At 50.5% G+C, this 21,563-nt stretch carries 19 protein-coding genes; 5 read left to right on the top strand and 14 right to left on the bottom strand.

What is annotated here, in order from left to right:
- Nucleotides 1-2,163 carry a TIM-barrel domain-containing protein gene (locus tag ABFD83_09905; GenBank protein ID MEN6357385.1) on the top strand — a complete coding sequence of 721 codons (2,163 nt, stop codon included), beginning with the start codon at nt 1-3 and terminating at the stop codon, nt 2,161-2,163.
- 181 nt (nt 2,164-2,344) lie between these two features.
- Nucleotides 2,345-4,180, top strand: a complete 1,836-nt coding sequence (locus ABFD83_09900; GenBank protein ID MEN6357384.1) for a hypothetical protein — start codon at nt 2,345-2,347, stop codon at nt 4,178-4,180.
- Nucleotides 4,181-4,216: 36 nt separating this feature from the next.
- Here the strand turns inward: ABFD83_09900 and ABFD83_09895 are convergent, their stop codons facing one another.
- The 11 genes from ABFD83_09895 to pyrR all read right to left on the bottom strand — a co-directional run bounded on the left by ABFD83_09895 (nt 4,217) and on the right by pyrR (nt 15,102).
- Nucleotides 4,217-5,554, bottom strand: a complete 1,338-nt coding sequence (locus tag ABFD83_09895) for a deoxyribodipyrimidine photo-lyase (protein MEN6357383.1) — start codon at nt 5,552-5,554, stop codon at nt 4,217-4,219.
- A 372-nt stretch (nt 5,555-5,926) separates the two neighbouring features.
- Nucleotides 5,927-6,142 (bottom strand): type II toxin-antitoxin system HicB family antitoxin, encoded by a 216-nt coding sequence (locus ABFD83_09890; GenBank protein MEN6357382.1) that lies wholly within the window; start codon nt 6,140-6,142, stop codon nt 5,927-5,929.
- Nucleotides 6,139-6,333, bottom strand: a complete 195-nt coding sequence (locus ABFD83_09885; protein MEN6357381.1) for a type II toxin-antitoxin system HicA family toxin — start codon at nt 6,331-6,333, stop codon at nt 6,139-6,141. Before ABFD83_09885 ends, ABFD83_09890 begins: the two co-directional genes overlap by 4 nt.
- A gap of 21 nt (nt 6,334-6,354) precedes the next feature.
- Nucleotides 6,355-9,699, bottom strand: coding sequence for a carbamoyl-phosphate synthase large subunit (gene carB / locus ABFD83_09880; protein ID MEN6357380.1), 3,345 nt, complete (start codon nt 9,697-9,699; stop codon nt 6,355-6,357).
- 19 nt (nt 9,700-9,718) lie between these two features.
- Entirely contained in the window at nt 9,719-10,264 is a 546-nt protein-coding gene (locus ABFD83_09875; protein ID MEN6357379.1) for a hypothetical protein, read from the bottom strand.
- Nucleotides 10,265-10,297: 33 nt separating this feature from the next.
- Nucleotides 10,298-10,543 (bottom strand): hypothetical protein, encoded by a 246-nt coding sequence (locus ABFD83_09870; protein ID MEN6357378.1) that lies wholly within the window; start codon nt 10,541-10,543, stop codon nt 10,298-10,300.
- 1 nt (nt 10,544) lies between these two features.
- Nucleotides 10,545-11,648: a glutamine-hydrolyzing carbamoyl-phosphate synthase small subunit gene (gene carA, locus ABFD83_09865; GenBank protein ID MEN6357377.1), complete on the bottom strand. Its 1,104-nt coding sequence runs from the start codon at nt 11,646-11,648 to the stop codon at nt 10,545-10,547.
- A 21-nt stretch (nt 11,649-11,669) separates the two neighbouring features.
- The gene (gene pyrE, locus ABFD83_09860) at nt 11,670-12,266 is read right to left on the bottom strand and encodes an orotate phosphoribosyltransferase (GenBank protein MEN6357376.1); all 597 of its coding nucleotides are present in this window, start codon (nt 12,264-12,266) and stop codon (nt 11,670-11,672) included.
- A gap of 68 nt (nt 12,267-12,334) precedes the next feature.
- Nucleotides 12,335-13,633: a dihydroorotase gene (locus ABFD83_09855; GenBank protein MEN6357375.1), complete on the bottom strand. Its 1,299-nt coding sequence runs from the start codon at nt 13,631-13,633 to the stop codon at nt 12,335-12,337.
- Nucleotides 13,617-14,558 (bottom strand): aspartate carbamoyltransferase catalytic subunit, encoded by a 942-nt coding sequence (locus ABFD83_09850; GenBank protein ID MEN6357374.1) that lies wholly within the window; start codon nt 14,556-14,558, stop codon nt 13,617-13,619. The genes ABFD83_09855 and ABFD83_09850 overlap by 17 nt, the downstream gene beginning before the upstream one ends.
- Nucleotides 14,559-14,562: 4 nt before the next feature.
- Nucleotides 14,563-15,102: a bifunctional pyr operon transcriptional regulator/uracil phosphoribosyltransferase PyrR gene (gene pyrR / locus ABFD83_09845; protein ID MEN6357373.1), complete on the bottom strand. Its 540-nt coding sequence runs from the start codon at nt 15,100-15,102 to the stop codon at nt 14,563-14,565.
- A gap of 598 nt (nt 15,103-15,700) precedes the next feature.
- Between pyrR and folB the strand changes: the two genes are divergently transcribed.
- Together folB and folE are read left to right on the top strand one after the other, a co-directional pair.
- Nucleotides 15,701-16,069, top strand: a complete 369-nt coding sequence (gene folB / locus ABFD83_09840) for a dihydroneopterin aldolase (GenBank protein MEN6357372.1) — start codon at nt 15,701-15,703, stop codon at nt 16,067-16,069.
- The gene (gene folE / locus ABFD83_09835) at nt 16,066-16,635 is read left to right on the top strand and encodes a GTP cyclohydrolase I FolE (GenBank protein MEN6357371.1); all 570 of its coding nucleotides are present in this window, start codon (nt 16,066-16,068) and stop codon (nt 16,633-16,635) included. The genes folB and folE overlap by 4 nt, the downstream gene beginning before the upstream one ends.
- Here folE and ABFD83_09830 read toward each other — a convergent pair.
- The 3 genes from ABFD83_09830 to ABFD83_09820 all read right to left on the bottom strand — a co-directional run bounded on the left by ABFD83_09830 (nt 16,632) and on the right by ABFD83_09820 (nt 19,838).
- A complete protein-coding gene (locus ABFD83_09830; protein MEN6357370.1) occupies nt 16,632-17,579 on the bottom strand; it encodes a metallophosphoesterase in 948 nt (315 codons plus the stop codon). The two genes, folE and ABFD83_09830, sit on opposite strands and share 4 nt — an antisense overlap.
- Before the next feature lie 13 nt (nt 17,580-17,592).
- On the bottom strand, nt 17,593-18,024 hold the full coding sequence (locus tag ABFD83_09825) for a response regulator (protein ID MEN6357369.1): 432 nt from the start codon (nt 18,022-18,024) through the stop codon (nt 17,593-17,595).
- A 62-nt stretch (nt 18,025-18,086) separates the two neighbouring features.
- Complete coding sequence (locus ABFD83_09820; GenBank protein ID MEN6357368.1) at nt 18,087-19,838, bottom strand: GAF domain-containing protein; 1,752 nt, start codon at nt 19,836-19,838, stop codon at nt 18,087-18,089.
- A gap of 569 nt (nt 19,839-20,407) precedes the next feature.
- Here ABFD83_09820 and ABFD83_09815 point away from each other — a divergent pair.
- Nucleotides 20,408-21,316, top strand: a complete 909-nt coding sequence (locus ABFD83_09815; GenBank protein ID MEN6357367.1) for a hypothetical protein — start codon at nt 20,408-20,410, stop codon at nt 21,314-21,316.
- Nucleotides 21,317-21,563: the final 247 nt, after the last annotated feature.

Below are 21,563 nucleotides of genomic sequence, written 5' to 3'. Positions count from 1 at the left end.
ATGCAGCTTATTAATTTCAAGAGCGCCGAGTGCAGCGGCAATGTGCTCGCCATGGACTACGATAACGGATGGATTAAGGTCACGGCCTATACCGACGACATAATACGGGTGCAGGTGGGGCCGAAACGCGCCAACCCTGCGCCCGAGGGTTATGCGATTGCGCAGCGCAACTGGGAGCCGGTGAGCCTTATCGCAACATCGGCCAGCGATCATGCGGAGATTTCGACGAGCAAGGTTCAGGTAAAAATACATAAGGACACGGCCAGGATCGAGTTCTGTAGCGCTGAGGGAACCAAGCTCACCGGCAGCACGCCCTGGTGGAACGATCAATATTGCGGCAGTAAAAATGCATCGGGAGAGGATGAGCATTTTTTCGGTTTTGGTCTGCAGTTTCACAGTCTGGATCAGCGGGGCAAGCTGCGCACGATCAAGACCAATGCCGATCCCCCTGCAGACAGCGGTAATGCGCATGCGCCCGATCCGTTCTTCTACAGCACGCGCGGTTATGGGCTTTTTCTCAACAGCTATGGTTACTCGAACTTCGATATGTGCTGGAGCCGGCCCGATGAATACACTTTCAGCGCGCCGGAAAAGACGCTCGATTACTTCTTTATCTATGGGCCGTCGTTCAGGAGAATATCAGAGCTTCAGACTCTGCTCAGGGGCAGGCTGAAAATGCCCGCTAAGTGGGGACTTGGATTCTGGTACAGAATGCCGAGTGAATGGAAAGCTGATCAGACAATCGAGAGCGCCAAAGAGTTTCGTGACCGTGATATACCATGCGATGTGATCGGGCTGGAGCCGAAATGGCAGACTCATACATACCCATGCACTTATGTCTGGAACAAGGAGTATTATCCCGACCCCAAGGAATACGTAAAATGGATGCGCGACAATGGCTTTCACGTAAACCTATGGGAGCACGAGTGGGTGCATGAAGACGCGCCGTTCTATGATGAACTAAAAAAGAAAGGGCTGCTTGCTGATAAGAAAGCAATGGGCGGCGCAGTGCCTGACTTTACATTTCAAGAGACGCGTAATATCTTCGCAAAACAGCATATAGCCGAGCATATCGAGATCGGCATAGACGGCTATAAGCTGGATGAGTGCGACGGGTCCGACTATACTCCGCCGTGGTTCTACCCGGACGATACGCAGTTTCCGTCGGGGCTGACCGGCTCTGGGATGCACAACCTTACGGGCTTTCTATACAGCCGGGCGTTTCATGAGATGTTCGAGAAGCTGGGAATGCGGACATACTTCCTGCTCAGAGCAACATTCGCGGGCGGGCAGGCGCATCCATCGTGCATTTACAGCGACTACTATCAACTCAATCAGTATATCAGAGCACAGGCGACATCAGGATTCTCGGGATTCTTATGGTGCCCGGAACTCAGAGAGGCAAAGTCTGACGAAGAGTTCATAAGGCGGGCGCAGAATATGTTCTTCTCGCCTCTTGCGATGATAAACGCGTGGGCGGGTGACGAATCGCTGCAGCCTTGGAAGCTCGGTGAGGAACCTGAGAAGATATTCAGGGACTTCGCTAAGCTCAGGATGAGGCTGCTGCCGTATATTTACAGCTCGTTCTACCGGATGTGCATGACCGGGCTGCCGATTGTCAGAGCGCTGGTAATGGATTACCCGACAGACAGCTTGACGTATGAGGTAGATGATCAGTTCATGTTCGGTGAAAGCATGTTGATCGCGCCGGTTGAAAGCGGGTCGAGCAGGGATGTATATCTGCCCGAAGGCAAATGGACCGATTTCTGGACCGACGTAGTTTATGACGGCAATTGCAAGATCACACGCGAGACTCCGCTCGACACAATACCGGTTTTCGTAAAGGCAGGCGGCATTATTCCTATGGCGCAGGCAATGAGATTTGTAGGCGAGAAGCCTGTGGATGAAATTGAGCTTCATGTATATCCGGGTAATGGGTCTATTACTATATACGATGATGACGGGGTTACCACTAATTATCAAAGGGGTGAGTATATCTCAGTGCCTATATGCATGACCGAGAGCCGGGTCGAGATCGGAGAGGCACGGGGCGATTATACGAGCGAATGCAAGACGATTAGGGTCATAGTCCATAAAAACGGGAACTCAAATGAAGTGGATCGGGTGCCTTTTGGAAAGAGATCAGTCGTAAATATTGGCTGAAGTCTTGCTTATACCTCCAGGCAGGATACCTGGAGGTATAAAGTTACCAAAATTTATATGCGGGCACGATCAGATATCGCGCCAGATCTTATGTATTGATGATTACTATTCGGGATAAAGCAGGGGCGCGTATTTACCGATACTTAAAATACTATCAATGTATGAGTGGTGAATGCGTGAGATGCCTGAAATGATCATTCGTCCCGGAAAAAATGTCGGAGCGCAGATTGTATATGCTGCCGGCAAGTTCGCTGAAGATAATGCATATGTGGTAAGCCGGACAGGCGGCATAACTCCCTTCGGAGGATTGCTGTGCTGCCCCGGCTCTAATTATTCCATCGAAGCAGCCCCATGCGGCGCTGAAAAAAGTCACCTCGGTAAAACTCTTCTGACAAACGCCAAGGCCTGCTATATCAAAGACACCGAGGGCGGTAGCTTCTGGTCGGGCTTTTACAATCCGGTATGTTCGGGAACGGATGAATATGAGGTCCGCTTTTCGCCGGGACAAGTGCAGGCCTATTGTCTAAAAGACAAGATTGCATGCACGCTCACCATAGCCGTTTCACCAGGGCAGCCCTGTGAAGTATGGCATGTGCGATTGGAAAACCTCTCCGCGCAGGTCCGCAACCTCAGGTTTGTCACCTATGTGGAACCTGCAGCCGTTTCGCCGCTCGAGGTGCGGTATCTCAATCAGGACAGGACAATCCTGATGCGACGTCCTTTGGAGTCTATAGACCGCGCGAGGAACTCAAGCGACTTGTCCAACCTTGTGCTCTTCCACGCAAGCACTCTGCCGGCCGTAATGTGCCCGATTGAAAAATCGGAGTTCATCGGCAGCGAAAGATCGGCATCCAACCCCATTGCGCTCGAAGTAGAGACAGATGAGTCAGAAGACGGAATCGCGGTAAAGCCCGTTGCAGGACTCTCGATTGATATAGAAGTCCCCATAGAGGGCGAAGCTGAATTCGGGTTCTGCTTTGGCGCGGCAAAGAGCGCTGATGAGGCCGCAGAGATTGCACGGTCATTGAGCAAAACAGAAGCGGTCGTGGATGCGATCAAGTCCTCGCGGGAATATTGGTACAAGCTCACCTCATCTATGATAGTTGAGACTCAGGACAAAGCGCTCGATTCGTTAGTAAACACATGGCTGCCGTATGAAACATATACCGAATGCGCAATGCAGCAAACGCCTGACCCCGCAAATGAAATGATGCGCTATCTTCCGATAGGAGCTAACGCGGCATATTTGTTCCGCCAGGTAATGATCAGCTTCGCCGGAAGGTTCTCAATCGCGGGCAATTATCACCCGGATGACTTCTCGCAGATCAACTTATCTGCCGGTGAGATGCTCTCGCTGGCGATTTGCGCGGCGAGCTATGTCGCTGAGACAGGAAATATAGGCGTGCTATCGCAGACTGTGGCGTTTAAGGATGGGCTGGTTATGACCCTCGGCGAACACTGTGAAAGAGCAATGAGAAAGTGCGCCAACGGCCCTCTCGAATCCGTTCAGGATCGCAAGACTCTGGAGCAGGCGCTGAGGCTGTGGTCATTTATCAGGCCGAGTGATGAGTTTACTGCTCTGCTCGAAAAGATTACGGATCGAAATGACGAACAGCAAAAAGAACTACCCGAAGAACGAAGCCTGCCCAGGCGTATTCGATATCTACAGTCCATATGCCCTACCCTCTCTGACATGGAATGCTCACTACAAGCCAGCGGTGAGAAGGATGATGCCGGGACAATGCGTGCCGTATATTCATCACTTGTCGAAAATGTATTCGGCATTACCGCGACATATGAAGGGCTTGTCATCAAGCCTGATCTGCCTCAGTCATGGTTTGAGTGTATGGTCGTCAGGCGATTCAGAGGCGACACCTACAACATCCACATAAAACAGTCGGCGACACAGACCGAAAAGGGCGTATCCATGATTGTTGATGGAGAGCCTGTGCTGGGTAATATGCTGCCCTTCTTCGCCGACGGGTGCGAGCATCAGGTAGAAGTGACTGTTGGTTAGAGAGTTTGATGGCCTGATGGTTTGAAGTGTGCGCGGCTATGCGTCACGCATTATTTGGATGTATTTGGCCGTATCAAATTTCCTTGTGCATCCATCATAGCTCATATATCGGACCTTGCCGAATATCGGCCTCGATTTCCAAGCCCTGTCATGCACGCCGCCGATGCTCCATGCTATTCCCGTGTAGCCGTTTGGGTCCCTGCCGTCGAGTTCGTACCGATCATTAAGATAAATGCATGCGCGCATTGCATCTTCGTACGTTGGAGTCCACTCGAGTATCTTTTTCGCCCAGTACATGCGCATATAACCGTGCATCTTGCCGCGCCTCACCATCTCCATCTGGCATGCGTTCCATAACCGGTCGTGCGTCTTTGCCTGCTCTAGTTCACCAATAGAGTATATCTCTGGTCTAGGATCGTATTTGTGCTCATCAAGGGTTCGGCGCGCCCAGTCTGGAAAGCAGCCAGTAGAATCGTACGCGGTGTTATAGAAACAGAAATTATCCGAAAGCTCCCGACGCACAATCAACTCCTCCAAATACTCCGCAGCGCTTATTCCCGATCGATTTATCTCCAGCACAATTCTCTGCGCCGAGATTTGACCAAAGTGCAGATATGGCGAGAGGTTAGACTGGCCGTCTTGTGTCGGATCATTTCTACGCAGAGGATAATCAGCCAGCTTGTAATCAATGAACTGCCGAAGCACTTTTGCTGCCGCATCCTCACCCGGATCGATCCACTTAACCTCCGGCACGCTGCGGCCGACAGTAAGTGAGCGCTCCACCGCCCTCCAATCTGTCTGCCTTACCGGGTAATTCCATCTTATTGGATGCCGGGTGACTGGTGGAAAATCGTCGAGGAACTCAGGCAGAAGACGCTGCACCTTTGGGCGAAACGTATAAGCGCCATATTCCTGCTTCGGAGATGCGGCCCAGCAGGGAACAATATTGTGCGCGTCCACCTCATACGCCGGAATATCGATCGCGCTTATCACTTGATCTTCCCATTCGCGCTTTATGTGCAGCGGATCGAAGTCGGTCACCAGCGCACCGGCATCCCTTTCTTTAATAAATGCAGGTAGTTTATCCTTAGGTGAGCCGCTGAGTAGAAAAAATGGGATTCCATACCCATCCAGGCGTGACTCAACTTCTCTCAGACCCTTGAGCATAAATGTATACTGTCTGATTGTGGCATCGCCGAATGTGGGAACCAGGCAAAACACGACCGCAACCGGAACTGACTGATCTTCAGCCAACTCCTGTGCAAAGAGCAGCGCCCAATTGTCCGCGACGCGCTGGTCGCGGCTCATCCAGTAGACCACAGGGCCCGGTCTTGCCGTGAACGAATTGAGTTTTCTGATGCGGTCTGGGTTCATATCATACAAGGCCTTTCTGCTTGTGAGTTGTTACCCAATACTCAAGTTCTGAGAAAACACATTGGCAGGAAGGCAATCACCGGTTGTAGAAGTAGTTCAGGACCGGAATAAATCACGATGGACGTGGATGGGCTAATGACCGGGGCTGGCAGTCGTTTGCTCAGCGCCATAGTTTCGCACTTGTAGCGTGTATTTTACATGTGGATACTGCGAGGCCAACCACGGCTCCGGAGCGGTCTTATAAGCATTCGCGCAAAAAAGCGAGCACCCGGAGGTCGAAAATGCTCCACTGATCTTATGGAGTCACTCTGTAGGATGCACACAAAGCTACGCTATCTCATTCTTCGACACGATTATCCCAAGGTCTAGTAATTATGCAGCAACAGAAATAGGCCCGGCTTTTGTAGTCGGCTCAGGAACAGGCTTGCCATCCTCTTGAAGAGCTTCAATATATAGCTCTATGGCTTCACGCATATTCGCCTGCGTTTCTTCCAGAGTAGCACCAGTCGTTACACAGCCAGGCAGGTCCGGCACATAAGCAGAATAGTTGTTTCCGGCTTGCTCATATATAACGGTGTATTCTTTCATAGTTTTCCTCTTAGTTGCGCTTGGTCACGTATGCTCTTAAGTGTTCCAAGTGCAATTTCATCAGACATATGACCTGGGACTACCACAATTCCTTGCTTAACATTATGTTTCATCACGCGATGACTGCCGCGGGTTCGCACAACAAACCAACCATCCTCTTCCAATACTTTCAGGACATCGCGCACTTTCATTATATCACCACATTACTAAAGCTATACGCGAGCGCCCATCAAATACTGGTCCACCGGCAAGCATGCAGCCTTTTCGCCGCGCTGTTTAGAGCGCAGTGCAAAGAGAAGAGCCTTGGCCGTATCCAGTGATGTAATGCACGGAATAGAGCGCTGGACACTGGCTTTTCGTATCATGGCCGCTTCCTGCTCGATCTTTTTATCTTTTGAAGCAGTATTGATGAGCAGATCGACTTTGTTCTGTACGATAAGCTGCATCAGGTTCAAAGACTGCTCGTCATTGATCTTCCTGACCTCTGTGCAGCCAACGCCGTTCATGCTCAAATATCGCGCGGTGCCCTCGGTTGCATACACTTCATAGCCCAGATCGACGAACTCGCGAATGATAGGCAGAGCCTCTTCTTTGTCCTGGTCGGCGATGGTTGCAATCATCTTACCGGCTATCGGAGCGTCGAGGTTACATGCGACCATTGCCTTATAGAGTGCGCGAGAGAAGTCCATATCGATTCCCATGATCTCACCTGTCGATTTCATCTCAGGACCGAGCGAAACGTCGACCTCAGTGAGTTTCTGGAAGCTAAATACCGGAGCCTTTACCGCAAGGCTCGGCTGCTGCCTGTATAGACCCGTTTTGTAGCCCTGCTCGGCAAGGCTCTTACCCAGAACGACATTGGTAGCAACATGAATCATCGGAACGCCGGTTATCTTAGACAGATAAGGCACTGTACGGCTGGCGCGAGGGTTGACCTCTATGATTTGGACCTCTTCGTCGTCAATTACAAACTGGATATTCATCAGACCGCGCACGTCAAGAGCCTTTGCAATCTTGATTGCATGCGATATGATCTGATCTATGACATTCTGTGAGAGTGTCTGCGGCGGGCAGACGGCCATGCTGTCACCCGAGTGGACACCTGCGCGCTCGATGTGCTCCATAATACCCGGTATCAGGCAGTCCTCACCATCGGCGATCACATCCACCTCGACCTCTTTGCCGAGCACATATTTGTCGATCAGAATTGGAGCGTCGGGGTCCGGGCTGATATCCATGGCGTATTGAGCGTAGGTACGCAGCTCCGGCTCTGTATATACTATCTCCATCGCCCTGCCGCCGAGGACATAGCTCGGGCGGACCAATACAGGGAATTTGATTTCTCGTGCAACCAGCAGAGCTTCTTCAATACCGTAGACCGCGCGGCCTGCAGGCTTTGGTATGTCCAGCTCGCGAAGAATGCGCTCGAACTGGTCGCGGTCCTCGGCAAGGTCGATTGATTTGAAATCGCTGCCCAAAATCGGTATACCAGCCGCGTTGAGAGGCTTCGCGAGGTTAATCGCAGTCTGACCGCCAAATTGAAGTATCACACCATCCGGCTGTTCATATTCGATAATATTCAATACGTCCTCAAGCGTGAGAGGCTCGAAATAGAGGCGATCGGATGTATCGAAATCAGTCGAAACAGTCTCAGGGTTGTTGTTAATAATAATCGACTCATAGCCGGCATCCCGCAGAGCCCATGCTGAGTGTACGCTGCAGTAGTCGAACTCGACACCCTGGCCGATCCTGATCGGACCGGAACCTATGACGATAGCCTTCGGCTTCTTTGGGTGTTGGGTGTCGGGTGTTGGGTGCTGGATTGCAAAACCCTCCACTGAGCTGTTTGTTCTCAGTCCTAGTTCGGTACCTGTCTCATCTTCCCGCTCATGAGTCGAGTAAAAATACGGTGTCTCAGCTTCGAACTCGGCGGCGCAGGTGTCGACCATCTTATACGTCGGCAGCATGCCCTGCTTCTTTTGAATCCAGCGCAGTTGAGTCTCGTTTGCATCGGTAAGCTGGCTTATGATCTTGTCGGGAAAACGCATGGCTTTTGCGCGCCCCAGCAGATCGAGAGCGCCGGGCTCAGTCGCAATTCTGCCGGATGCAAGCGCTTTGACCTCCCCTGCCCTGCTTGCAAGCTCGGCTTCCATGTCGGTTATATTTTTAAGTTTTGAGATGAACCAGCGGTCCACGTTTGAAAGCTCGCAAATCTTCTCGATACTCCAACCCCTCCGAAGAGCTTCAGCTATTAAGAACAATCTCTCGTCAGTTGCTTTTATCAATCCTTGTTCGATCTGCGAGTCGGTTATCTCATCGGCATTCTTGAGTTTGAGCCAGTGCAGGCCGATCTCCAGAGACCGAACGGCCTTCATAATGGCTGCCTCGAAGGTACGGTCGATAGACATAACCTCGCCGGTAGCTTTCATCTGAGTGCCGACTGTGCGGTCCGCCTGGTAAAACTTATCAAACGGCCAGCGCGGGATTTTGGCGACGATATAGTCGATTGTCGGCTCAAACGCGGCTTTGGTCTTGCCGGTGACTGCGTTTGGAATCTCATCGAGGTGCAGGCCGGTTGCTATCTTTGCGGCAACTCGCGCAATCGGGTAACCAGTGGCCTTGGAAGCAAGCGCTGACGACCGGCTGACCCTGGGGTTGACTTCAATCACGAAATATTCAAAGCCGTTCGGGTTCATAGCGAGCTGAACGTTGCATCCGCCCTCAATCTTCAGTGCGCGTATGATCTTGAGTGAGGCCGACCGCAGCATCTGAAACTCTTTGTCGGTCAGGGTCTGCATGGGCGCGACTACAATCGAGTCGCCTGTGTGAATGCCCATCGGGTCGAAGTTTTCCATAGAGCAGATGGTGATACAGGTGTCATTTGCATCGCGCATCACTTCATACTCTACCTCTTTCCAACCCAGCAGGCATCGCTCGATCATAACCTGGCTCTTAAGTGAGAGCTTAAGCCCGCGCGATCCTATCTCAAGAAGCTCCTCAGCATTATATGCTACTCCTCCGCCTGTGCCGCCGAGTGTGTATGCCGGTCGAACGATAAGCGGCCAGGGAGGGTTGGAGTCGATTATATCCTGAAGCTGCTCACGCCTCTCCACGATCCAGCTCTCAGGGACAGGCTCGTTGATATTGCGCATGAGCGTACGAAACAGTTCGCGGTCCTCTGCATCCATAATAGCTTTTAATGGCGTGCCTAGAAGCTCAACATTATATTTATCAAGTATGCCTGCATTAGCCAGTTCCACTGCCAGGTTCAAGCCGGTCTGGCCGCCGAGTGTGGGTAAAAGGCCGTCCGGGCGCTCCTGCTCGATTATCCGGGTCGCAAACTCCACGTTTATCGGCTCGATATAGACCTTGTCCGCCACATCCACATCGGTCATGATCGTTGCTGGGTTGGAGTTGAGGAGGATTACTGATATTCCCTCCTCGCGCAGAGCCTTGCAGGCCTGCGTCCCCGCATAATCAAACTCAGCCGCCTGACCGATTATAATCGGCCCGGAGCCTACTACCATTACTTTTTTTAGATCCTTACGTTTCGGCATACTACTCTCTTTCGGTTTTTCATTTATCAGTTGACGGTTGCCGGTTAGCTATCGAACCAAATCTTTTTGCAAAATACTCCACATAGGCTAGCCGCGAAAACTGAGGCGTTATGAAGATAGCTAGTAATACTACAAATGTCCAAATCCACGGAGTCGAGATATTTGTTTCGATGTCACCAACAACTAAAATAGCAGATAGTGCCGGAAACAATGACATATAGCTTATCCAGAGTCCTGTTTTCCAATGCCATTCAGATCTAAATGCCCATCTGAACGCATATGCCGCTAAAATAGCAAAAGATACAAATAAAGCGAGATCAATAGCAGGTATTACTATATTTAAGGGTAAACGGTGTAAAAATGCATGTGGAGTGTTTAACTGTACAATAAACCACACCATATAGAATACGGAAAACCAACTTGAATCATTATCGCAACCTCTCGAAACAATTTGAGGCCATCTGCCTGTTCGACGCTTTTGTAGAAACGAAATAACAACGACTGTCAAAACACATAGTCCCGCAATAACCCATGCAATAACACTAAACAACGCAATCCCACTCATTTTGCTGCCTCCAATTGAATTGTAAGACTAGAACTAACGAATGCGCCTGGATTCCTTTCTCAAAAGAAAAAGACTTGCTACAAAAATTACGACACCCAGCAATATAAGCGATGTCGCAAGCCACGATATGGTCCTGAAAAACTGCGAAACCCCGACCGGCACGATAGCCAGTCCAAGCAGCATCCTGGGCTTGGACTTTGCCGCATAACCTTTTGAAATTATACGCAGGCCGTAGCCGATGATAACAATTCCCAACAGGTAATAGACTTGTGCTTTCATATCACATCGCTCCCATCACGTTGTCCACAAACTCTTTGAACAAATACCCCTCGTCCATAGGCCCAGCAGAAGCCTCCGGATGATACTGAATCGAGAAAATAGGAAGGTGCTTATGGCGGAGGCCCTCGACCGTGCCGTCATTTAAGTTAATGCGTGTGACCTCCGCATCATCCGAAAGATTGCCCGGATCGACCGCATATCCATGATTTTGCGAAGTTATGCTGACCTTGCCGTTAATAATATTCTTGACCGGATGGTTTGCTCCCCTGTGACCGAACTTGAGCTTTATAATATCGCCGCCCATCGCCATACCGAACATCTGGTGGCCCAGGCATATACCCAGAATCGGCTTTTTGCCTATGAGCGCACGCATGGTCGCGACTGTATTTGTAAGCCTTGTCGGGTCGCCGGGCCCCGGTGAGAAAACGACTCCGTCCGGCTGCACTCGCATCACATCTTCGGCAGTCGCATTACACGGCAGCACAGTCACTTTGCAGCCCTCTTTAGCCAGACACCGTGCGATATTTCGCTTTATCCCAAGGTCGATCAGTGCGACATGGCACTTCGGCTCAGGGCACTCGTCCAGACTGCTGCATTCGTCACCGGTCCAGTCGTAGACCTGCTTGGTAGATACGCGCTCAACAAAGTTCAAATCGCCGTAGTTTGGCGCGCTGTCGAGTGTGTTCTTAAGCTCTGCAACCGTCAACTCGGTGGACATCGCGCCCATCATAACGCCGCTTACTCTCAGGTGGCGGGTAAGGGCGCGAGTATCGATACCCTGCATCGAGACTATACCGCCCCTGGTGAGATATTCGCGCAGGGTCATGTTCGAGCGCCAGTTATTAGGCTCCTCACAGAGTTCGTGGACTATGAACCCCTCCACTTGAATCTTGCCCGACTCCACATCCTGAGGATTTACGCCATAATTGCCGACCAGCGGATAGGTAAGCGTGAGCAACTGACCGGCAAACGACGGATCGGTAAGCATCTCCTGATAACCCGTCATTGCGGTTGCGAATACGGCCTCACCTATCGTGGTGCCGCTTGCACCGATCGATTCACCCTCGAATGTGGTTCCATCTGCAAGAAGTAGGACTGCTTTCAACTTACTGCTCCCTTGTAATATTTAAGCGAACTGATTGCTCGCAATAAACTCAGCCACCTTAGACCGCATACATGCATCAACTTTTCCCGCCGCAACAAGCGCGTCAAGCACATCTGAGAGCTTGCCGAGCGAGTGCAGCTTGTAGCCTGCTTTGGCAAGAATCTTGTCGCCGCCCTGCTCGCGGTCAAGAATGATCAAAACATCAGTTACAACAAGCCCCGCCTCTTTCAGCGGGGCAATGGCTTCTATTTTACTGGCTCCATCAGTGATTATATCATCGATCACCAGGACCTTGTCGCCCTCGCTGAATGCGCCCTCAATCAGCTTCTTCGTGCCATAGCTCTTGGCCTCTTTGCGAGGATAGAGCATCGGGATATCACCCGCAATGCTCGCCGCCACTCCCAGTGGCAGACCAGCATACGGGATACCTGCAATACGGTCGCAGCCTATCTGTTTTGCTTTCGCTGCCAGAGCCTCACCGACTTCTTTGAGCAAGGCCGGGTGTGATACCAGCCCCCTGAAATCGCAGTAAACAGGGGAAATTATCCCGCTTTTGAGCTTGAATTCACCGAATTTTATACAACCTGCATTGAAGATTTTTTCGTATAGAGTATTCACAGATATTACTCCTTATAAAGGCTGCGCCCTCACCCCAACCCTCTCCCCCGGGAGAGGGAGCACGTGACCTATGATTTCATAAGCCCAGTTTCAAATATTACTTTTCCGCCTACAATGGTAACCACAGCCTTGCCGGTCAGCTTCATCCCATCAAAAGGCGTGTTCCTGCTCTTTGACTTAAACTCAGAAGCTTTTACAGTCACTTTCGTTTCGGGATCGATAATAGTTATATCTGCAATCGCCCCCTCTTTGAGAGTGCCTGAGTCTATTCCGAGAGCGTTGGCGGGAGCAATGGTCATCTTGGCTATCGCGTCAGACAATGATAATACGCCTGTCTTCACCAGATTCGTTAGCACAAGAGGCAGAGCAGTCTCAAGGCCGACAGCGCCAAACGCAGCATCCTGAAGCTCGACTTCTTTTTCATTCTGAGCATGTGGAGCGTGGTCTGTCGCGATTATGTCTATAGTGCCGTCCGCCAGCGCCTCTTTAAGAGCATCTACATCAGACTGCGTGCGAAGAGGCGGGCAGACCTTTGCGTTTGTATCATATTCATTAAGGGCCTCATCAGTCAGAGAAAAATAGTGTGGGCAGGTCTCGCATGTGATCGCAATGCCGCGCGACTTGGCCCATCGGATAGCTTCAACGCCGCCCGCAGTCGTGACATGCTGAATGTGCAACCGGCACTTGGCAAGGTCTGCAATCATTATATTTCGCCAGATCATAATCTCTTCAGCTTGGCGCGGCCACGGTCGAAGACCCAAAATCGTGCTCGTCAGCCCCTCGTTCATAATGCCGTCGCCGGTCATCGTCTTGTCCTCGCAATGTGCAAGGAACGGGACGCCAAGCATGGCAGCATACTCCATAACACGCCGCATCAGGTCGGCGCTCTGGACCGGGAACGCATCGTCCGAGATCGCAACCGCCCCAGCGGCGATCATCTCGCCGAGTTCCGCCATCTCTTTGCCATCGTTGGCTTTGGTGGCGGCTCCGGTGGTCAATACGTTCACTGCGGCGCTCTTGCCCTTGTTGAGCACATACTCGACCACTGCCCTGTTATCCACGGCAGGCTTGGTATTTGGCATGCCGACTATAGTCGTAAAGCCTCCGGCAGCAGCGGCCTGTGCGCCAGTCTCGATTGTCTCTTTATACTCAAAGCCAGGCTCGCGCAGGTGGACGTGCATATCGATAAGGCCAGGAGTCACAACAAGACCCGAGGCATCATAGACGCTTCCCTCATTCTTGTCTAACTTTTCGGCAGAAACTTTACCAATCTTAGATACGCGGCCATTCTCCACAAGGAGGTCGGCTGTCTTGTCCAGATTTTGTGACGGGTCGATCACCCGGCCATTTTTAATCAGAAACCACATTGCCGCCACCTCCAAGAAGCAGATATAGAAGAGCCATTCGCACTGCGACACCATTTGTGACCTGGTCGGTTATCACAGCAAAGTCGCCGTCGGCCACATCAGGCGTGATCTCGATTCCACGGTTCATTGGGCCAGGGTGCATCACCAGAACGTCCGATTTCGCCTTTAGGAGCCTGGTCTTGTTGACACCGAACATCGAGGCGTATTCGATCACACTCGGGAAGAACCCGCGGTTCATTCGTTCGAGCTGGATGCGGAGGACATTTACGACATCTACTCCGTCCATCGCCTCATCCAGATCGGTATACACTTTAACTGGAAGCTTTTCAATTTCAGCAGGAAGCAGAGTGGTCGGACCACAGAGCCGAACCTCTGCGCCCATTTTGTTCAGACCCCAAAGGTTTGATCGGGCAACTCGGCTGTGCATTATGTCGCCGACAATGAGGACCTTGAGTCCTTCGAATTTGCCCTTGTTTTCGAAAATTGTGAGCATATCGAGCAGGCCCTGGGTCGGGTGCTCGTGCATGCCGTCACCAGCGTTGATTATATGCGACTTCACAATCCTTGAAGCAAAATGAGGAGCCCCACCCGCTCCGTGGCGGATCACGAACAGATCTACGCCCATCGCCTCGAGTGTCAGCAGGGTATCCTTAAAACTCTCGCCCTTGTTGATACTCGATCCGGCGACTGAAATGCTGGTGGTATCGGCGCTCATGATCTTTGCGGCAAGCTCAAAACTGGTCCGAGTGCGGGTGCTGTTCTCATAGAAGAGAGTGCATATCGACTTACCCCGCAGGATCGGCACTTTCTTGACGGGCCGCCCAAGGATCGATTTATGAGACTGTGCTGTCTCAAGAATGAGATTGATCTCTTCGGGCAACATATCCTGCAGGCCCAGTATATCTTTACGCGTAAGCTTTGTCATACCATCAGGCCCCCTTTGAGATCATAACGGCGTCTTCGCCCTTGGTCTCGACCCAGTAGACTTCAACGATCTCTTTACGAGCGGTCGGCAAGTTCTTGCCCACATAATCGGCCTTCACAGGAAGCTCTTTGTGACCACGGTCAATCAACACAGCAAGCTGAATCACTGACGGCCTGCCGAGGTCCATAATCGCGTCAAGCGCGGCTCGGGTGGTTCTTCCGGTAAAGAGGACTTCATCGACTAATATAACTGACTTGTCTGTCACGTCAAACGGGATTTCGCTGGCGCTGATAGTACGGGCGGAGCGGGTGGCATAATCATCGCGGTAAAGGGCAACATTGAGGCTGCCTGTGGGAACATCGACCCCCTCGATCTGACCCAAAAGCTTGGCCAAGCGCTTGGCCATGGGGACACCTCGGCTTTGGACACCGATTATCACTAGGTGCTCGGCGCCTTTATTGCGCTCAATTATCTCATGGGCGATGCGTGTAAGGGCGCGTCTGATCTCATCGGCGTCCATGACCTTGGTCACTGTCTCTGTCATGCCGGCACCTCCGGGCACCAAAAAAGCCTTCCTGCCCGTGATTTGGCAAGAAGGCTGATGTGAACAAGTTACACTGACGCCTTGAAACAGACCTTCTCAGCCTCACGGGACTGGAGTTAAAGGTATATTGCAATTTCAGTAATTATATGCTCTGCCGGGGGTACTGTCAAGGGTTTTTTGTGAGGATAAATATCAAATACAAATTACTAATTACTATATCAGAAGGGTGGTCGGAAGGTCTGGCCTACCTTCCGACCGGAAGCAAAAGGCATTAAGCCTGGTTGCTTCGTTAAAGATTATATCTAGAAGCTCATGAAAAATCAAGAACATACAGACACAAGGTTCCTTAAGTATTCCTTAAGTGTGCGCCACAATAGCGAGTCGGTTGTGATATATTGACTATTATTGCAATAATGTCACACAATTGACCAACAATGACATGTACTTACACGTTCGATAATGAGTTCAGGGGCTAATCGCTATGTCATAAAGCAACAAAACACTGGAGCATAACGACAGCCTCACCCATCGCAGGAAAAAACAGCACCCGCATCGAAGCATTAATTGATGGACCGCTATCAGATACAAGAGGCCACATGTGGATAAAATTCATATACAAGATATTTCGGTAAGCTGCATTATAGGCACGTCAGATCAAGAGAGACATAATAAGCAGGATATCGTTATTAATGTAACGTTGTATGCAGACCTGAGGGAAGCCGGGCTCACGGACGCTCTGAGTAAAACCATCGATTATGAGGCTGTGGAGCATAAAATTATAAGTCTTGCCGAAGGCTCATCCCATTATCTGGTCGAAGCGCTGGCGCAGGACATCGCTGAGGTCTGCCTCGGTTTCGATATGGTCAAAAAAGTTGATGTAAGCGTTGCAAAGCCTGTGGCGCTTAAATCCGCGAAAAACGTTAGTGTGGAAATTTCGCGTGAGTTACAGAAAGGAAATTGCAATTGAACCAGGAAAGAGTTGAACATCTGGTCAGAGAACTGCTTACGGAGCTTGGTGAGGACCCCAATCGCGAGGGCCTGCTCGATACTCCAAGAAGAGTCGCCGAGTCATATAAATTTCTGCTTAAGGGATACGACGCAGATATAGATGAAATTATAAAAGACGCCATATTTACTCAGAGCACAAATAATATGGTCGTTGTGCGGGATATAGAAGTCTACAGCCTCTGTGAGCATCACATGCTGCCGTTCTTTGGCCGCTGCCATGTAGGCTACATATCAAAAAATAACGTCATAGGCGTCAGTAAGATTGCACGCATAGTCGACTGCTTTGCAAGAAGACTCCAGATACAGGAAAGACTGACAAACCAGATAGCGCGCGCCATCAAAGATTCGATAGGCGCGGAAGGTGTTGGCGTCGTGATCGAGGCTCAGCACCTGTGCATGATGATGCGCGGCGTCGAAAAACAAAACTCGCTGATGACAACATCGTCTGTGCTGGGAAGTATGCACGACTCCGTGGCGACAAGATCTGAATTCCTGGCTCTGATCAGCAAACAAAGGCGCGATTAGCGTGACTTACGATATGACCACTGCCAACTGCCGCCTGTCAGGTTGCCGTTGTTGTCGCAAGTGACTCTGTATTCGGCGAAATCCACATAGGAATCGGTAATGTGCAGCACGCCGATGTCGCCTTTCATGCTTAAAGTGCCGTCATCATATATATCATAGCCGTTCCATGTGTAGTGTTTTGCGTTGTGGCTATGGCCATGCAGTATTGCAATGATTTTGTAGCCGTCGACCACATCTGCAAGGGATTTACGCTGACAGTCTTTCCACCATTTATTTGGACTCTTAAAGTCATAATGCTGGAAAAGAACGACCGGCTTGTACGGACCGACAGCCGCCAGGTCCGATTTAAGCCAATCTATAACATGCTGGTCAGGATAACGCCCCAAAGAGGCGAAGTGAATGCCGTCCAGATCGAATGAATAGCAGACATTTCCCTCCGCGCTATTGCAGTTGGAGCAGTAGCGGGCTTTAAGCTTATTGGCAACATAGCAGGAAGTGCCGTGGTCCCAGCCACGGTATCGCCACCAGTCGTGATTGCCGGCGGTAGCATATGTGGGATATTTCAGACGATTATAATCACCCAAGACCCCTTTGGGCGGAAAATAGTAGTCAAAGCCATTCCATTCATCCTGATAATTGACTTTGCTGTTGCACTCCGGCGTATCAGTTGCCCAACCCCATTTTGCTGAACCACCGTCGCACAAATCCCCACAGGCAAGCACGGCGCTGGGTGTCGAGACCGCCGTATTCCCAAACTCCGTTGGATACGGCATGCCGGGCAGGGTATTCATTGCCTGAATTCCTGCCTTGCACAGATCGCTGGCTATCGCGTTTTTTGTAAAATGCGTGTCAGACACAGAAAACACAGTCAGGTCTGTCGCAAAGGCTCCGGTAGCATATATAATACACAGCAGCAGGACACAAACAATAATTTTCCTGGACATTGATCTACTCATTTCAACTCTTCGTATACTGCTCGATCTTTCTAAGTGTGGCAAGAGACATCTTGCGCCTCTCCAGAGCCTGGGCTACCTTGAGAGATAATATCTCGAACACATCCACACCCGGTATATTTTTCTCAACATAATCGAACGCGCCGCGCTTCATGCACTCGACCGCGTTCGCCACGTTGCCGTAGGCCGTAAGCACGATCACTTCCGTAAAGACATCGTGCGAAAGCGCAGCCTGCAGCACCTCAAGGCCGCTGGACGGCGACTCCATCACCATATCGGTCACTACTATGTCGTACGGCGGGTTCTTTGATGATATCGCGTTTATACCCACCTCCTGAGAATCCTTGGTATCCACTGAATATCCGTCACGCTCCAGCCTGCGCTTTACGACCTGCCGGACGGCCTCTTCATCGTCAATTACAAGTATTTTGCACATTGCAACCCCCCCTTTGATTTAGTATTTGATATTTTGGATTGAGTATTTGGATTGAGTATTTGTTATGACTCATATGGTATCAGGATGCTGAATTTGGCGCCTTTGCCGGGCTTGCCGTTCTCAAATATAACACCGTCATGCGCATCCACAATCCCTTTGACTATCGAAAGACCCAATCCCATCCCCTTGGCGCGGGACGTATAGAATGGGTCGAATATCTTCGGTTTCTGATCAGTCTCGACGCCGGGACCCTTGTCCTCAAACGTTATTTGGACGTAATTACCGCTCTGTTTGTTCGGTCTGAGCCACTTTTTACTTTTCGCATCGGCAAAACCAGTCGTGATCTTTATCTCGCCGCCGTCGGGCATGAAGTTGACCGAGTTCTCCATCAGTTCCGTAAAGCAGCGAATGAGCTTCTTCGGATCTGCCATCACTATCGGCAGGCCCTGCGCGAGCTTCTTCTTAAGTTTTGTTTGGGACCTCTTGGGGAAGCCCTCTTCGATTGCCTCTGTTACCAGCACATTGAGATCGACCTCTTCGAGATCGAGCTGGGTAGCCTTAACGAATTCACGGAACTCGTTAAGTATCTCTTCAAGCAGGAATATGCCTTTCTTAATACTCTCAGAGAGCTTAAGGGACGCACCGGCGTCTATACTCGCCTGCTGGAGTATATACTCCAGCTCGTTGACGTCACCCTTTATCGCGAAGACACGGTTGCCGATCATATGGGCAGAACGCGCGGACATTTCGCCCCACGCGGCCATACGCTCAGTCTTGACGAGCTGATCCAGCAGCCGGGCGTTGTCCAATGCGATGCCAAGCTGCACCGATATGGTTGATAGAGCACGCTCGTCATCCTCCGTAAAATCGTTCGGAAACCACTTATACGGGCTTTTCTTCCTCTGGACCCTGAGCACACCGAGAATGCCACTGTGACTATTGATCGGAACGGCCATAAACGCGCCGACTTCTTTAGATGGCAGTTCCTCAAACCGTCCGCGCCAGCGCGGGTCTTTCTTCGGGTTCTGCACGCGTATCGGCTGCTGCTGCTCCGCTGTCCAGCCAGTCAGACCCTCACCGACATCGTAAGACGCATCGCCTATCTTCTTGCCCAGAGGACCGCGAGAGGCTCGCAATATCAGTTTGCTCGACGCCCGGTCGTACAAAAACAGCGAACAGTCCTCGAACTTCAGCGCCTCTGCGGCCACTTCGATCACTTTCTGCAGTATCGCGGCCATGTCAGATAGGCCGTTAAGCTCCTTGCCAATCTGAATCAGCGCGGACTCACGCGCCCGCAGTTCGTCGACTGTGATCGCAATAGCTGCCAGGTTAGCAAGTCCCAGCACAGTGGCCTCATGACGTTCGTCAAAAGCATCCAGGCGTGTGCTCTCAATATTGATGACACCGCGCGTGCGACTATGCTTGTCGACTAGAGGCACGGCGACTTCGCTGCGCACATCATCGAAATACATGCGGTAATAGGGGTCTTTAAGGACATCTGCAGAGCGATACGGCTTGCCTGTAGCGGCAACATGGCTGGTGATGCCCCGGCCTGTGCCCTCAGCAACTTTTAGCCTGCCCAGCCTGACCTCTTCTGTCCAACTGATGCCTGCCGTGTAGCGAACGTCAAGATCCCCGCGCTCATGATCGGCAATCGCAAGAAAACCTCTGCTCGCGTCGCAGACAAGCACAGCCTCCTCGATAATATACTGCAAGATATCATCGAGTGATTCGCTGGTCGCAACGAGTTGGCTGACTTTGGGAAAAAGAGTCGGATCGGCCTTAGGGCCGCTGATTGCTTTGTTTGCTTTCATAACACTAGCAGTATAGCAGAACAGACGAGTTATAGACAACATCAAGGCAGGACAAACTGCATCGCAGAAACGCGGGGAATTGAGAGTCAAAAGTTTTATATGTACGCACGATACTAAGTCGCGTGCGAAACAGAGTCTATGTAATTATATATTGCGAAGAACGGCAATTAGCAGCAACTATGAGAGTTCATGCCTAATACCGATAATATTTGATGATTAAAGTAGATTTGTGTATAATTACTTTGTCTTTCTGTGTGTTTATGGGAAGCACCGTTGCTATTAAAAGGTGATCAGGTTTCATGCAGATACCATCAGATTTTCTATCTACATTAGAATATGCAGATATAGGGGTCTATCTCGACAGCTTACGCTGTAGCAGCAGACCATGTGGCGGCCAGATATGGACCGTTTTGAATGAAATCCGTCCTATTGATCTTTACTGCTACCTATTTGCCAGATTCGGTGCCCCGAACGGCATCCATAGTTTGGTCAGAAATAACGACTCTGACAATATGATACATTGGGACTGGACTCTATCCTGCACATATGGATGGGTTACGTTTATGGGTATGAGTTTCCGAACAGAAATTCATTTCCTCGGAGGTTTTCCATTCGACGAATCCGACAAAGCTGATTTTCTGAGTAATATCAAAGAAGACTTTGCAAACTACCGCGCACCAATGTCTCAGATTCGAAATAACCAGTTGGAAAAATGGGTTGAGTTCATCAATCCTTACCAGCGTCTCAAGCAAGCTATATATCAGCTATTAGATGAGCTGCGCGCTCTAGCCCTTGATGTAGAGAATGATGTTATACCGGATATGTTGCATGAGATCGACCGTGATTCACAAATCGATCAGTGGAATACTCTTGGGAGGCGTTACAGCAAGGGCTTGGGGTTGTGTTTCGGCATTCGAGCTATGCTTCCGGTAATGGCAGAAGCTTTCGTGAATATGCTGATCTACATGCTTATGAAGCCGGAAGTCAAGCGTGATAAGCGGCTTAGGGAGCATGCATTTCGAGATCATATTGACATCCGTATAAGGAGCCTTAACCTGAACTGTATAGGATTCAAAGTGAATGTGGATTACACCAATCAGGCTTGTAAGGACTTCCATTCATTCATCGACAACAGAAATGATCTGCTGCACGGCAATATCGATATTGATAGGCTGAAGTTCAGTAATGTCTTTTTTCAAGGCACTGTTCCTATCTTCGAGGAATACCGCTCTATGTGGCAGCGATCTATCGGCGTCGGAGTACAGGCATCTGGGCTTGAGGAACTGGATGACGAAGTGAAGGTCGTTGATAACTTCACTCAGTACATCCTGTCTTGCTTAGATATTAATGTTAGGAAGGAAGTAGAGATGATCCTGGAAAAGCGAGACCTTGGATATATGCCAAAGAAGCAGCGCCTTGGTATATTATTCCCCGACCATCTGGTCGACTGGAAAGTAGTAGACGCCCCCAAACCGTAGTAACCAATAACGCTGCACTTCGTAATCGGTTATGTGGAACAGATACTCATCTTTGAATTGTATATCGGGACACCCCTGTCCCGATACCTGTCTTAACACAAGGCACGTTTCGGGAGAAGGGGAAGCTGTCTCAAAAAGAATAAGCGAAGAGACATGAATTTGCGGTATAGTTGTCGAACTCCTATATGGGAGGATTGATGTAATGCCGCGATTCAAGGAAATGCCACAGGACCCGAAGCAGATATGG

The sequence above is a fragment of the Armatimonadota bacterium genome, assembly GCA_039679645.1.
Taxonomy (GTDB): Bacteria; Armatimonadota; UBA5829; order UBA5829; family UBA5829; genus UBA5829.
Note: the sequence above shows the minus strand (reverse complement) of the source record. Positions and strands in the feature narration are given on the sequence as shown.